Origin of the sequence: Alkalimonas sp., assembly GCF_020831925.1 — a bacterium.
Lineage (GTDB): Bacteria > Pseudomonadota > Gammaproteobacteria > Enterobacterales > Alteromonadaceae > Alkalimonas.
The window spans coordinates 19,016-33,528 of the sequence record NZ_JAFIFQ010000037.1; the positions used below are offsets into that span (position 1 = coordinate 19,016).

Sequence of the window (14,513 nt, forward strand, 5' to 3'; positions counted from 1 at the left end):
AGCTGGAAAAGTCAGGCCCCGGGTTTCGGGGCCTGATGAGTAGTAAGGCTTTAGGCTCTCTGCAGGAGCGGTTCGGCGCTATTCCACCGTCACCGATTTCGCCAAATTACGCGGCTGATCGACATCCGTACCTTTGATGATGGCGACGTAGTAGCTCAGCAGTTGCAGCGGGATGGTGTAGAGCACCGGTGCCAGCCAGGGGTGGCTGTGCGGTACGTTGATCACCCGCATGGTGTCGTCGGACTGGAAGCGGGCATCGGCATCGGCGAACACGTACAGAATGCCGCCGCGGGCGCGGACTTCTTCAACGTTGGATTTCAGCTTCTCCAGCAGCTCGTTGTTCGGCGCCACTACGATGATCGGCATATCGGCATCGATCAGCGCCAGCGGGCCGTGCTTAAGCTCGCCGGCGGCATAGGCTTCGGCGTGGATGTAGGAAATTTCTTTGAGCTTCAGTGCGCCTTCCATCGCAATCGGGTACTGATCGCCGCGGCCTAAGAACAGCGCGTGGTGCTTGTCGGCAAATTCTTCGGCCAGGGCTTCAATCTGGCTGGCCAGTGTCAGGCTTTGCTCCAACACGGCGGGTAGCTGATTCAGCGCCTGCACCAACTGCTGCTGGGTGGCAGCATCCATGCCATGGTGCTTACCAATGGCCAGGCTGAGCATGGCCAGGCCCACCAGCTGGGTGGTAAAGGCTTTGGTAGAGGCCACACCGATTTCGGCGCCAGCCCGGGTCATAAAGGCCAGATCGGATTCACGCACCAGAGATGAACCCGCCACGTTGCAGATGGTTAAACTGCCGAGATAACCCAGCTCTTTGGCCAGACGCAGCGCTGCCAGCGTATCGGCGGTTTCACCGGACTGCGAAATGGTCACCAGCAGGCTGTTTGGCTGCACAAAGGATTTGCGGTAACGAAACTCGGAAGCGATTTCCACATTGCAGGAGACCCCGGCCATGGCTTCTAACCAGTAACGGGCTACCATGCCGGAGTGGTAGCTGGTGCCACAAGCAACGATTTGCACATGCTGCACCTGTTTAAACAGCTCGCTGGCGCCATTGCCAAAGGTTTCATCCAGCACCGAGTCGGCACTTAAGCGGCCTTCCAGCGTATTGCTGACGGCATGCGGCTGCTCGTAGATTTCTTTGAGCATAAAGTGGCGGTACGGGCCTTTATCACCGGCATCGTAGCTCACGTTGGATTCGTGCAATTCACGTTCGACCGGCTGGCCGTCTTTATCGAAGATCTGCACGCTGTGGCGGGTAATTTCGGCCACATCGCCTTCTTCCAAAAAGATAAAACGCCGGGTTACCGGCAACAAGGCCAGTTGATCGGAGGCAATAAAATGCTCACCGATGCCAACCCCAATCACCAGCGGACTGCCGGATCGGGCGACCACCAAACGGCTGGCATCGGTGCTGTCCATCAGCACAGTGCCGTAAGCACCATGCAGCTGAGCCACGGCTTTTTGCACCGCTGTGAGCAAGGAGTCGGTCTGCTTAAGCTCTTGCTCGACCAGATGGGCAATCACTTCGGTGTCGGTATCGGAACTAAATACATAGCCTTGCTGTTGCAGCTGCTGACGCAGCGGCTCGTGGTTTTCAATAATGCCGTTGTGCACCACGGTAATACGTCTGGACACGTGCGGATGAGCGTTGCGCTCGCTTGGCTCGCCATGGGTAGCCCAGCGGGTATGGGCAATGCCGGTACCGCCACTGAGCGGCTCGGCCGCAACGGCATCCACCAGCTCTTTGACTTTGCCAAGCCGGCGACAGCGCTGCAAGCCGGTGTCCGGGTTTAGCACGGCCAAACCGGCGGAGTCATAGCCGCGGTATTCCAGCCGGCGCAAACCTTCCAGTAAAATCTCTGCCACATCCCTTTGCGCCACAGCGCCTACGATTCCGCACATAGAAACTCCCTAAAAATGTTCTGATACCTTAAATGGTTAACTATCGGCCTCAGCGCGGATCACGCTGACACCCTGTTGTTCAATCATGGCTGCATCGGCTTTGGATAAACCGGTATCGGTCACCAGCACTTTGATCGCCTGCCAGGGCAGCTCCAGATTGTGAATTTTGCGGCCCAACTTATCGGACTCCACCATGACAATAACTTCACGCGCGACCTCTGCCATCACCCGGCTTAAGCTGTACAGCTCGTTGTAGGTGGTGGTACCGCGGGCCAGGTCCAACCCATCGGCACCGATAAACAGCTGATCAAAGTCGTAGGCGCGCAATACTTGTTCGGCCAGCTGGCCCTGAAAAGACTCGGACTGCGAGTCCCAGCTGCCACCGGTCATCAATAAGGTCGGCTCGTTTTCCAGCTCGCGCAGCGCATTGGCCACGGCCAGCGAGTTGGTCATCACCACCAGGCCCTGCTTGTGTGCCAGCTCCGGCAATAGAGCAGCGGTGGTGCGGCCGCTGTCGATGATGATGCGGTAATGATCTTTGATCAAACTGGCAGCGGCTTTGGCTATAGCCAGCTTTCGTTTCGAAACTTGCTCCAGACTGGATTCAGTGACAAAGTCTTGTGGTACCAGCACAGCCCCGCCATAACGCCGCAGCAATAAACCGGCTTCTTCCAGCACAGTAAGGTCTTTTCGAATGGTCACTTCCGAAGTCTGAAAGCGCTCTGCCAATTGCTCCACCGAGACTTCGCCATGCTGCTGCAGTTCGGTCATGATCAAATGACGGCGTTGTTGGGTATTGCGTTTGTTCATTCAGCACCACAAGTTTCGATTTGAAAGATATTTTAACGAAAAGAAAGATATTAGCAAGCATCCATTGGTAGAGTGAGCTGATACTGCAAGCCCTGGCCTGGTTCACTGCTGACCTTGATCTGGCCTTTTAACCGCGCTGTAACCAGATTATAGACAATGTGCGCGCCCAAGCCGGTGCCACCCAGTGAACGCTTGGTGGTAAAAAACGGCTCGAACAAACGCTGCAAACTGGCAGCATCCATACCGGTGCCGTTGTCCTGGTAATCCAGTTGCAGTTGCCGGCCCTGGTGGCTGACACGCAGCACAATCCTGGGCTGGCTGGTTTCGGCAAAGGCGTGCTTGATGCTGTTCATTACCAGATTGGTGATGATTTGTGCCACTGCACCGGCGTCGGTATGCCAGTAGATCCCTTCAGGGCAGCTTAGTTCAAACTTGCAAGCCACGGTTTTCAGCTGAGGCTGCAAAGATAGCAGTACATCGTGCAGGTAGTTGGCCAACTCAATTTCCCGGCTGCCATCGGCCGATTGATCCACCGATACCTGCTTGAAGCTTTGCACCAGAGCCGCGGCCCGCTCGGTATTCACCTCCAGGATTTTCAGGCCGTCCTGCATATGCTGCAAAAAGCGATTGAACTGGGAGTGCTGCAGCTTTTTCTCGGTAAAGGCACGCTGTACTTCAGCAAACTCTGCCTGCAAATGACTGGTGGCTGTGACGCAGATGCCAAGCGGCGTGTTGATTTCGTGCGCCACCCCAGCCACTAAGCCGCCTAAAGAGGCCATTTTTTCCTGGGTGACTAATTGCTGCTGGGTTTGCTGCAAGCGGGTGAAGGTATCGGCATTGACCACGGCAATGGCGATGGTGCTGGCCAGGGTGCGCAATAAATCCAGTTGCGACTCACTATAGGCAAAGGTACTGGGGCTTTGCACGGAGAACACCCCAACCGCCTGTTGGTTCACCATCAGCGGAATATAAAGCACGGACTGCATAGGCTCACCACACAAGGGTTGAGGCATGCTGCTAAAGAATTTGAAAAAGTCCGAGCGCTGATTGACCTGAATTTCTTTCCTTTGGTTAAAACACAAAGATGCCAACACGGCTGGGTTATCTTTATCAATGCTGAAGCTGGGTGATTGTTGGTTATTCTCCAACCAGAATACAAACTCGATCTGTTGCAGTTGAGGCCGGTGCAGGCCAATGACCATCACATGCACATCAATCAGCTCACTAAGCATCTGGTGGCAACGTGATAACACCTGGTCCAAATCCAGCGAGGAAGTAATTTCCCGGCCAATTTTTTGCAATAAAGTCAAATCCTTATTGGAAGCTTCTAAGGCATCATGCTTCTCTCTGAGCTCCAGGGTCCGCTCAGTAACCTGACGCTGCAATTCACGGCGCATCGTCCGCTCGGCTTGCATTTTAAGATGCAGCCACAGCCAGAGTGCAAAAATCACAGCCGCAATTATCAACCCACGAAACCACCAGGTCATCCACCAAGGCGGCAACACCTGAATAGGAAGTAATGCTGATTCTTGCCAATCGCCATTACCCAGTCTGGCCGCTACTTCAAACTGATACAAGCCAGGTGGTAGCCGGGTGTAGGTGGCAATGCGCTCGTTGGCACTGGTCATAATCCAATCACGGTCAAAGCCCTGCAGCCGATAGCGATACTGCAGCTGTTGCTGATGCAACAAAGATGGCACCGCAAACCGAATACTGAACATATCTTCTTTGTATCGAAGTACCAGGCGATCCAAATACGGCAATGCCTGCGGCAACAGCTGACTGCTGCCTGGCAGTACGGTTTGGTTGAACAAACTAAACCGGGTAAGTTGTACGGCCGGTATGGTGTGATCCTCAGGTAAATCCTGTGGCCGAAAGTAATCCATGCCACTACTTCCCCCTCGGTAAATCATGCCATCATCCAATTCCCAGGCACCAATCCAGGTTGTTTCCTGCATGCCATGCGATACATTTAGCTCTAGTAAGGAACGACTGGCGGGTAACCAGTGCGAGCGATAAAGCAGACGAAACTCATCGGCAGCAATCAGCGCCGCATCGACGGACTCATCCGTTGGGTAGGCTTTAAAAAAAGGCGGCTCGCTGCGATCCAGCCAACGATGATTCAGATTACCAGCCCGAATCCAAATATGGCCATTTTGCGGATAGATAAGCTGAATGCCGTTAAATACTAAACCATGCTCACTGCCATCAAACTGACGCCAGTGCTGCCAGCCTGATAGCTCCAAGTCAGCACGAATCACCCCGCGATCCAACGAGCCCAGCCAAAAGTACCCCTCAGGATCTATAGCCATACTGGTGATGGTGTTAAAAGGCAGTGGATGTGACTCAGAGCCTGTATGATAATGACGCATAAACTGACGCTGCTGATCCAGCAAGTACAAACCCGAGCCTCGACTTCCTAACCACAAGCGACCTTGCGCATCCGGGTAAAAAATGGAAATCGTTGGTGGCCCAGCCAGTTCCGGCAACGCCATATACTGCCAATCGGCTGTATCCGGTAACAAGCGATACAAGCCGCGGTCGGTGCCGATCCAAAGCCAATCTTGCTCTTTTAATACAGCTCTGACGATGGTTGGTCCTATCGCATCCTCAGGCAGCGCAAAGCGCTGCAGCTGGCCGGATAACGGATTAAACAAAGCGACGCCGGCCTCACGATTGGCGATCCACACTTCCTCTTCACTAACAGCCTCTACACCAAACACATTAGCAGCACCAAGCAAGTTCGGATCACGGCTACCAAAGGGCAGAGTACGGACCTGCTGCGCAACAGGCCCTAGCAGGCTAAAGCCCGACTGGCTCAGCAACCACAAGGCACCCTGTGCATCAAAATACAGCTTGCTAATGGTAGCGTTGCGTAAACCGGCGCTAAATTCAGGGTGGTATTTAAACTGCTGCCAGCGCTGACTTGCCGTCAGATGCAACCAAAGACCCTGACCCTCACTGGCTACCCAAATATTGCCAGCAGGATCCATCCCAATAGACGTCGCCTGTATCCGCCGCATGCTTTCCGGCATTGCCATCGACTCTGGTTGCAAAGTTATAGGGTTGATACGCCATAGGCCACCACCATACAAAGACATCAACAGGCCCAACTCAGGATGTACTGCCATATGAGTCACTGAATCATGGCTTAACTCTGAGTTACCAGGATGCCAGCCCTGACCTTGCTGCAGCGTCAAATCCCAACGAATTAAACCTCCGGTCGCGCTGCCTTTGGTTCGAAGCGGTGCATCGCCAATCGCCAGCCACATCTGCCGGGCATCATCCAACCAGATATCATTAATATAAGCTGTGGAAACACCGTCTATCTCTGCAGGTAATGCCAAAGCGGTTATCTGCTGTTGCTGCGGATCCCAATACAATACTCCGGCGCCATAGGTGCCGATCCAAATTTGACCATTAGCATCCTGATACAACGCAGATACTTCGTATTGTGTGGCATCATCAGCTTCTGATGCAAAGCGGAGTTGCTCAAAGTGCTCTGTTTTTAAATCCAGTCGACTCAAGCCGCCATAGCGGGTGCCAATCCACAGTGTATCGGCACCTTCCACCAGTAAACTGGTGACCCAGTCGGCAGAAAGGCTGTTGGAATTCGCTGCATCCGCCTGAAAACGCGTTAAATCACCACCATCAAAGCGATACAAGCCATGCTGAGTCCCCAGCCAAAGAAAACCATGGTCATCCTGCACCATGCGGGTAGCCAATGGCGAAATATCGAAGTTATCATTCAGATGGATAAAGCGGCTATAGACCTGTGGCGCAGACCAGACAACAGACCAGGAGCATAACAGCAGCAGCCATAGAATCAACTTACACAGGAGTGCATTGAAAGGACACCGGGGCATAACACGCCTCACAAGCCAGGATGCTTTGAGTATTGCAGTTGCTGTTAACAAATTCAAATTAGACGCAAAATAATTAATGATAACTATTTGCATTTAGATTTAATCTGAACTATTATTCCTCTCGTCGGGAAACTGGCGTACGCTTCACAGCGTTATTTCCTGGTCGTTGTTAACTTGTCCTGCATTTTGGGGCAGCGAAAGCTGCCCCTTTTTTCCTTCCCAAGGTGGGGCTATGCGTTCACAATCACTGCCTTTTTTGCAAGAAACTCTCTACATCGCCGCTATTTTCTTTCTTGGCTGGTTTATCGCCGGCACTCGGGCCAGATCATCCGGTTACTCAGTGTCTGCAGCCTGGTTTGAGCAGATTAGTTTGCTAGCCTTTATCGCCTTGCTGGCGTTGTTATGGCTCAGTACCCATCCATTTAACCTGCAGTTTGTGTTGCTCTGGTGTCTCAGCACCCAGCTGTTGCTACTTGGTTGGCGCTCCACGGAGCTTTGGTATCATCGGCGGTACGCTGGCAAACAGCATCAGCAGCAACCAGAATGGCTGGTAGGTTATGCCAGCCAGTCCGGCACGGCTGAGCAACTGGCACGCCGCAGCACCCAACAGCTGCAAACAGCGGGCAAAAAAGTACAGATGCTGCCACTCAATGCATTAGCTGGACTACCCTTACAGCATGTTGAGCAGGCACTCTTTATTGTCAGCACTTATGGTGAAGGCGAAGCGCCGGACAATGGCCAGCATTTTCTGCGTCAGGCTTTGCAGCAGCAACCGGACCTTTCCAAGCTGAAGTTTGCCGTGCTGGCCTTGGGCGATCGCAGCTATCAACACTTTTGTGCCTTTGGCCACTGGCTGCATGATTGGCTGATGCAACACCGCGCCTCAGCCATCCACCCTCTGGTACCCTGGGATCAGGGCCAGCGTGACAACAGCGCCTGGCAGCAATGGCAGCAGCTGTTGCAAACACTTGGCGCAGAGCAAGCGGAGCCAACAGACGAACAGCCCTGGCTAAAAGTACCGCTGCAAAGTCGCTACTGCGTGAATCCGGGCAGCCAGGGCAACCCCTGCTTTGTGGTAAAACTGCCACGGCAAGCAGGCATGCGCTGGCAAGCCGGAGATGTGCTGGAAGTCCAGCCAGAGCACAGCCGCTGCACCGTGGCTTTATGGCTCACCGAGCATCAGGTGTTCGGTTGCCAAACGGTTCGTTTTCATCAACAACAGATGCCACTGTGCCGGGCTTTGGCACAAATTGTCTTACCACCGCATGGCCCCTCCGCTACTGAAAACCTGGAGCATTGGTTGCAGCAACAACCGCTATTGCCTCTGCGTAGCTACTCCATCGCCAGCATTGCCGAGGAAGACCAGCTCACCTTGTTGGTACGACAAGTTAAAACGGCACAGGGCCTTGGGCTGGGCTCAGGCTGGCTCACCAGTTATGTGCTGGAAGGCCAACCGATCCACTGCCGCATTCGCCCTCACCCTAATTTCCACCTACCTGATGATGACAGACCAATGGTATTTATCTGCAATGGCACCGGCATTGCAGGGATCCGGGGCTTGCTGGCAGAGCGGGTAAAGCGCGGTCACCGGCAAAACTGGCTACTTTTCGGCGAGCGTCAGCAGAAGGTGGATAACTTCTTTGCCAAAGATCTACTAACGTGGCAACAGCAGGGTTTTTTACCCGAATTGGACCGGGTGTTTTCGCGCGATGGAACCAAGGTGCGATACGTACAACACCGGCTGGCTGAGCGCATGCCGGACCTAAGAGCCTGGTTGAAGCAAGGCGCTGCTATTTATCTGTGCGGCAGTCTGCACGGTATGGGCCAGGAAGTAGATCAAGTGCTGCAGACTGAGCTGGGGGCAACTCAGCTGCAGGCTTTGCAGCAACAGGGGCGGTACCGCCGCGATCTGTATTAGGGGTGTGAAGAAGCTTACAAAGGGCTAAAACGAATACGGCCCTGCTGCACCGCCATATTCAGTGGCATCTGCATCAACAGCCGCTGGGTCGGGTCGCTTTCATCCAACCGATACACCGGCTGATCCTGTAGCCACATATTGACCAACTGCAGCACTTCGGTACTGAGCGGCGCTAAATTACCGCGGTAACCCGCCGCATCAATGCTGGAATCCAGCAAGCGTAGATTGCGCAAAAACACGGCTTTTTGCTCAGCGTCGTAATAAGGCGAGGCTTCAATCTGCAGAGCCAGGCTGGCCGGGTAGTGCAGGCCAAAGGCCGAGAACACAGCACTGGCCTTGGTGCCAAGCCGCACACTGTCGCTATTGTCGGGGCCAATCAGCACCTGCATATCCTCTACCGCCAGCGCCACCGGCATGCCAGCCAACCGGGTTTGCTGCGTGAGCTGATCCAGCTGACGCAACATCAACTGCTGCAACTGCTGTTCGGTCACACTGTAGCTGGCCAGGTCACTGACCTGCGCGCAACCGGTTAAACCCAGCAAAAAAGCAAAAATGACCAGTACATTTCGCATGTAAACCCTCCGGTTTATGTCATTCCGTTATCTTAAATCAAGGAAAACGCCGCAACTATTAGCTAATATACAGCTTGAGTAACCTTCCAGCCCGGGCACAGCATGCAGTGGACAAGTCATATCAAAACCTTAGATGCCAAAGTACCTCGTTCTGAGTTTATCACTTCCAAAGATATACCTCACCTGATTTCAGGCCACAGCATCCCGACAGAGCAAGCCGTGCGTCAGATCATGACCTGGCTGGCGGAGCTCGATATCAACCAGCCACTGCTACTGATTGGAGCCGGCAGTGGTTATTTGAGTGCAGCGCTGGCTCAATGCGTGCCTCATCTTTACGTACTGGATAAAAACCCGGCTTGCATTTCCATTGCACTTAAAAATCTGCAGCGGCTCAATATCCGCAATGTCGAGTTTTTGGTCGGCGATGCCAATCGCCTGATCCAACTAAAGGAGCCCGTGGTAGCAGTTATCGCCACTTGCCTGCTGCAATCACTCGATGCTATTTTGCCCGTAGTGCATGAACAAGGTTGGCTGCTTCGTTTAGAAGGCGACAAACCCCATCACACGTCCATGGTGCTTTATCAGAAAAACCAACAAAAGCTGGTGCGCCAAAAAAACCTGGGAGCTTTGTTATTGCAGCAGCCACCTGCAGCCATCCAGCTGGATGTGGCAACAAAGCAGGCGCTGCAGTTAACCTCGACACAAGCGAAAGTAGAAAAAAAGCCGGTTTCTGCTGTTTTGCAACAACTTTCCGAACAGGCGAAAACCGCGCTGGAAGTTCAGGCACAACAGCATGGCTGGCCGGTACTCAGTGCGCACCAAGTATTGCAGCAATTAAACCCTGCACTTTTTATGCAATTTTCCCGCACTTTTTTGGATCACCACCGGGTGCTGCCCATTGCCTACCACGACAAACAACTGCTGCTGATCACCGATAGCACCAAGATAGACACCCTAGATCTTGAAAATATGAATGGCAGCGGCGGCATCAGCATCGCTCTGGTCAGCCCGACCGACTTCCGGCGGATCTGGTCGCACCTGGATGTCAGTAGCCGTGGCGAACAGCATGCAGAACCTGGCACAGTGCAGGATGAAGCCAGAACTGAGCCTGCTGAACCGGTGATCAATCCTTATCTGGTCTCGGTGTATGAGGCCATTTTACTGGAAGCCGTTAGTGAACGCGCCAGCGACATCCATCTGGAGCTTTATGACGGCAAAGTACGGATCCGATTACGGGTCGATGGTGATTTGCATGATGTGGAGCATTATGTGCTGACGGCTAAAGACCTGATCGGGCTGGTCAACATCATCAAAATTCGGGCGGAGCTCAACATCGCAGAACACCGGCTGCCGCAAGGGGGCCGCGCTTTACTGCACTGTGCCGGTGATAGCTATGATTTAAGGGTACAAACCCAGCCAGCTTTGCATGGTGAACACGTCATTATTCGTTTGCTCAAGCACACCGGCAGAGCCATGACCATGCGTGAACTGGGCATGTCCGGCAAAGTGGCTCAGCATTATCAGCGGTTGCTAAGCAATCCTGCTGGCTTGGTGCTGGTGGTGGGCCCCACCGGATCTGGTAAATCAACCACCTTGTATGCCGGTTTGCAGGAACTGGCTGATGATGGCCGGCGCAAAGTCATCACCGCAGAAGATCCCATTGAGTATTCCATTAACGGTATCCAGCAAACTCGGATCCGACCGGATATTGGTTTTGCGTTTCCAGACGCGGTTCGCTCTTTCGTGCGGCAAGACCCCGATGTGATACTGGTTGGGGAAATCCGCGATCACGAAACAGCTCAGGAGGCCATCCGCGCTTCGCAAACCGGACACCTGGTGTTATCCACCCTGCACTGCAACGACGCGGTTGATGCGCTGCAGCGTTTGTATGATTTAGGTGTGCACCCCAATTCCATTGCCAGCGAGCTGCTGGCCGTCATTGCACAGCGGCTGGCCAAACGGATCTGCCCGCATTGCCGCACTGAGGTGGAAGCCGATCCAGTGATCTTGCAAGAGGTTTTTCCTGAGGGTGCGCCAGCCAGCTTTCGCTGCTTTGAAGGCGCAGGCTGCCCAGAGTGTCATCAGCGCGGCACCAAAGGCAGGGTGGCCGTGATTGAATACATGCAGGCCAACAGTGCTATCCGCAATGCGATATCGAAACAAGAACCGGTTGCTGAGCTGCGCTGGCAAGCGCTGGATTCCGGTCTAATCACCATGCGCGATAGCGCACTCGACCTGGTGATTTCCGGGGTCATCCCCTTGTCTGAATTACCCAGGATCTTGCCGGCGGAGCGAATGGCACCCGAACAGCGTGGAGGAAACCGGTCATGACAAAAACACAGGCAACCCAGCGCATCCCAGCCGAAATCGAGTATGCGGAGGAGTTGCATCAACTGAAGCACTGGGACCCAGTGACACCACCACCTGGCTGGCAGTTATCGCCGCAGGCCGTAGAAAAATTTATTCTCGGCTGCAGTGAGCTGGGCATTGAGCGCAAGTTTGTAGCCGACCCCGGTATCGTCACCCGTATTGTGGTGGCCCTTTGCACCCACAGAGGCAGCTTGCTGGTTGGCGAACCCGGCACCGCCAAGTCATGGCTCTCGGAACTGTTAACAGCAGCGATTTCCGGAGACTCCAGCTTAATTATCCAGGGGGGTGCGGTCAGCTCGGTCAGCCAGCTGTTGTACAGCTGGAACCAAGCCATTCTCAGCCAGAAAGGCCCCTGCCTCGAAGCCTTGGTGCCCAGCCCGCTGTTCCGGGCGATGCAACAAGGCAAGTGCGTGCGATTTGAAGAGTTATCGCGCTGCCCGCAGCCGCTGCAAGATGCCACCTTGTCGTTGCTGTCCGATCGGGTTATTACCATTCCGGAGCTCTCCGGCGAAGAGGGCGTACTTTATGCCCGCCATGGTTTTAATGTGATTGCCACCGCCAACAGCGTTGATCAGGGCCTGCACCAGATGAGCGCTGCTTTAAAACGACGGCTGAGCTTTGAACACATTCGCCCGATCCGGCAACTGGATGATGAAATTGCTGTGGTGATGCAGCAAACAGAAAAGCTGAACCAGCAAGCGGGCATTAGCCTGACGTTAGAACCCACGCCGTTTGCAATGCTGGTCACCATCTTTCATGAACTGCGTAACGGACAAACTATTGACGGGCGCAGCACCGATCGACTGGCTGGGGCTGCCATGTCGACGGCAGAAGCCGTATCCGTAGCGCACACCTTTTGTCTGCATGCTTGGTATTATCACCAGGGCGAGATGAAATTGACCGACTTGCTGCATTTTATGCTGGGCTCGGCATTAAAAGACAACCCGGAAGACCGACGCCGATTGCAACACTACTTTGAAACCGAAGTGGCGGAAAAGTCAGGCAATCATTGGCAACTACTGCATCAGGCCAGACACCTGATTTAAGGAGCGACCCTATGTTACAACCCAACACTCTGGTATTGATTTCCTATCGTCGTCTTTTCCAGGAAGATGACAGCCGCTTTTTCCTCGGTAAGGTCGAAGCCTATCAGGATGGGATCGTCAAAGTGTGTGGCCACACCATTTTGAAGGATGGCGTCAGCGGTACCATGAAAGAAAAAAGCGATTGCCGCACCAAACTGTTTTCCATCAGCTCCGGTACGCTGATCGTGTACGAACTGCCAGCCAATCTGCAATTGAACGACTTGCACTTCCACTCCCAAGGAATAAGGCTCACCTTAACCGACCATGCCAGCTTTTCGATGGATCTCACCGAGCGCATGGCCTAGCCGTTGAAACATTTTGCAATAATTAATGATTGTTTTTCGATAATTAATTATTGCCTATCAAATTAATTTCGGCTTTAATGCGGGTATAAACAACACGCATGGAGTCGCTTATGTCTAATTCTTTAAAACAACAAACCCTGGTTGCCATCCTGTTTATGATGCTGGGCGGCCTGATGCTTGGCTATGAGCTCGGGAGCTGGATAGCCAATGGCAGCTGGCGCTTTAATGGCATTTTGATCATCGCCCCTTGTATTATTTACTACGGCTTGCGTTTATTGCGCCCTGCGCTGAAACAGCTTGATCACTATCTGAACAACCACTGAGGCCGCAGATGATCATTCAACCCTATGCCAATCTCCTCTACCAGCGCAGTCGCTTTGTGATTTGGGGTTTGCTGGCTTTTTGCCTGGTGCATACCGTGGCACTGTTACCCGATATTCTGTACCCACCAGAGCAGTTGATACGGGCCCAGCAACGGGCCCTGTGGCTGGCGCAATTGGTCACCGCCCTTGGGCTGGGCCTGATTATCCAGCGCCTGCTGCTAAGCGCATCTCAGGGCCAACTGTTTCAAGCAGAAAGTCGCAGGCTGTGGATGCAGCTGGCCAGCGCCTGCCTGGCAGCGGCCGTTTTCCCCGCCATCTTTTTGTGCAGCTTATTGCTGTATTGGGGGGAGGAGCTGCATCTGCTTAGCTTACTGGCGCAGCTGAACCTGCCATTGATGGGCCTTGGCTTTATCGTGCCGCTGGCCGTTGCCAAGTTCAAGCTGAGCGCACAATTGGAAGACGAGCAAAATCTGACCATCTGAACATTGAAGAGAACTTCATGGCGATTACCGTAAATCTGGATGTGATGCTGGCTATCCGCAAAATGAAATCCAATGAGCTGGCGGAGCAGATTGGCATCACGCCACAAAACCTGAGCGTACTTCGCAGCGGCCGTGCCAAAGCCATTCGTTTTAGCACCTTAAGTGCCATCTGCCAGGTGCTGGACTGTCAGCCGGGCGATATTTTGGCCTTTGATGCTTCTGATACTATGAGTAATGAGGAAGGAACCGATGAACTTTAAACCAAGCATAATCCAGCACATTGATGGCCATCAGGTCGAAGTACAGCTGAATGGTTTAACTGGCCGTGAAACCGTGCTGGTCGATGGCGACGTTAAAATCAACCGGCTGAACTGGACCATGAACAGCAATTATCTGGTCGAGCTAAGCACAGGCAAACACATCCGTATTCGCATAGAGCCAGGCCTGATGAATACCATCAAGGTTGAGTTTTTGCGCGGTGGCGCTCTGCTCAGTCATCAGGAGATAGTGCTGTACGAAGGCGCCGATCAGAAGCTACTGGCAGAGCCTGAAAACGCCGCCTGGCTAGCCGAGTTGCAATTGCCTTTTCTGCTGACGTTGCTGATACCTTTGGCCTTAATGGTAGCGCTATTGTTCTTCGACACCACCAATGCACTGGTGCCCCTGTTGATGTTGACTGCGCTCGGCCTGCTGTGCCTGTTCTGGCTTTTCAAGCCGCCACTGGCAGCCAACAAGCCGACATTCACCTCGCCGCTAAGCTACCTGAGCAGCACCTTACCCCGAGCAATGGTACTCGGCATGAGTTTTGGCGGCATTATTGGTTACAGTGTTGCCGTTTTGGGTGACAGCATTGGGCGTTTGTTGGGAGCCAGCT

Annotated in this window: 12 protein-coding genes; 8 read left to right on the forward strand and 4 right to left on the reverse strand. The window is 53.6% G+C overall.

What is annotated here, in order from left to right; genetic code table 11:
- Positions 1-78: 78 nt before the first annotated feature.
- Genes glmS through JJU14_RS11850 form a run of 3 tightly spaced genes read right to left on the reverse strand, consistent with a single transcriptional unit; the run spans position 79 to position 6,548 of the window.
- Positions 79-1,908, reverse strand: a complete 1,830-nt coding sequence (glmS, locus tag JJU14_RS11840; protein WP_228613793.1) for a glutamine--fructose-6-phosphate transaminase (isomerizing) — start codon at positions 1,906-1,908, stop codon at positions 79-81.
- Between the two features lie 36 nt (positions 1,909-1,944).
- Positions 1,945-2,718, reverse strand: coding sequence for a DeoR family transcriptional regulator (locus JJU14_RS11845; RefSeq protein WP_228613794.1), 774 nt, complete (start codon positions 2,716-2,718; stop codon positions 1,945-1,947).
- Between the two features lie 50 nt (positions 2,719-2,768).
- A complete protein-coding gene (locus JJU14_RS11850) occupies positions 2,769-6,548 on the reverse strand; it encodes a two-component regulator propeller domain-containing protein (protein WP_228613796.1) in 3,780 nt (1,259 codons plus the stop codon).
- 268 nt (positions 6,549-6,816) lie between these two features.
- On the opposite strand from JJU14_RS11850, the gene JJU14_RS11855 reads away from it, so the two are divergent.
- Positions 6,817-8,502: a sulfite reductase subunit alpha gene (locus JJU14_RS11855; protein WP_228613798.1), complete on the forward strand. Its 1,686-nt coding sequence runs from the start codon at positions 6,817-6,819 to the stop codon at positions 8,500-8,502.
- A 14-nt stretch (positions 8,503-8,516) separates the two neighbouring features.
- Here JJU14_RS11855 and JJU14_RS11860 read toward each other — a convergent pair whose 3' ends face one another.
- Positions 8,517-9,074 carry a DUF1439 domain-containing protein gene (locus JJU14_RS11860; RefSeq protein WP_228613799.1) on the reverse strand — a complete coding sequence of 186 codons (558 nt, stop codon included), beginning with the start codon at positions 9,072-9,074 and terminating at the stop codon, positions 8,517-8,519.
- 102 nt (positions 9,075-9,176) lie between these two features.
- On the opposite strand from JJU14_RS11860, the gene JJU14_RS11865 reads away from it, so the two are divergent.
- From JJU14_RS11865 to JJU14_RS11895, 7 genes are all read left to right on the forward strand, one after another.
- A complete protein-coding gene (locus tag JJU14_RS11865) occupies positions 9,177-11,405 on the forward strand; it encodes an ATPase, T2SS/T4P/T4SS family (RefSeq protein ID WP_228613802.1) in 2,229 nt (742 codons plus the stop codon).
- On the forward strand, positions 11,402-12,490 hold the full coding sequence (locus JJU14_RS11870; protein ID WP_228613804.1) for an AAA family ATPase: 1,089 nt from the start codon (positions 11,402-11,404) through the stop codon (positions 12,488-12,490). The genes JJU14_RS11865 and JJU14_RS11870 overlap by 4 nt, the downstream gene beginning before the upstream one ends.
- A gap of 11 nt (positions 12,491-12,501) precedes the next feature.
- Positions 12,502-12,834, forward strand: a complete 333-nt coding sequence (locus JJU14_RS11875) for a hypothetical protein (protein WP_228613806.1) — start codon at positions 12,502-12,504, stop codon at positions 12,832-12,834.
- 110 nt (positions 12,835-12,944) lie between these two features.
- A complete protein-coding gene (locus JJU14_RS11880; RefSeq protein ID WP_228613808.1) occupies positions 12,945-13,157 on the forward strand; it encodes a hypothetical protein in 213 nt (70 codons plus the stop codon).
- 8 nt (positions 13,158-13,165) lie between these two features.
- A complete protein-coding gene (locus JJU14_RS11885) occupies positions 13,166-13,639 on the forward strand; it encodes a hypothetical protein (RefSeq protein WP_228613812.1) in 474 nt (157 codons plus the stop codon).
- Between the two features lie 17 nt (positions 13,640-13,656).
- Positions 13,657-13,899, forward strand: coding sequence for a helix-turn-helix transcriptional regulator (locus tag JJU14_RS11890; RefSeq protein WP_228613814.1), 243 nt, complete (start codon positions 13,657-13,659; stop codon positions 13,897-13,899).
- Positions 13,889-14,513, forward strand: a 625-nt coding sequence (locus JJU14_RS11895) for a hypothetical protein (protein ID WP_228613816.1), incomplete at its 3' end; no start/stop codon positions are given. The genes JJU14_RS11890 and JJU14_RS11895, both read left to right, overlap by 11 nt.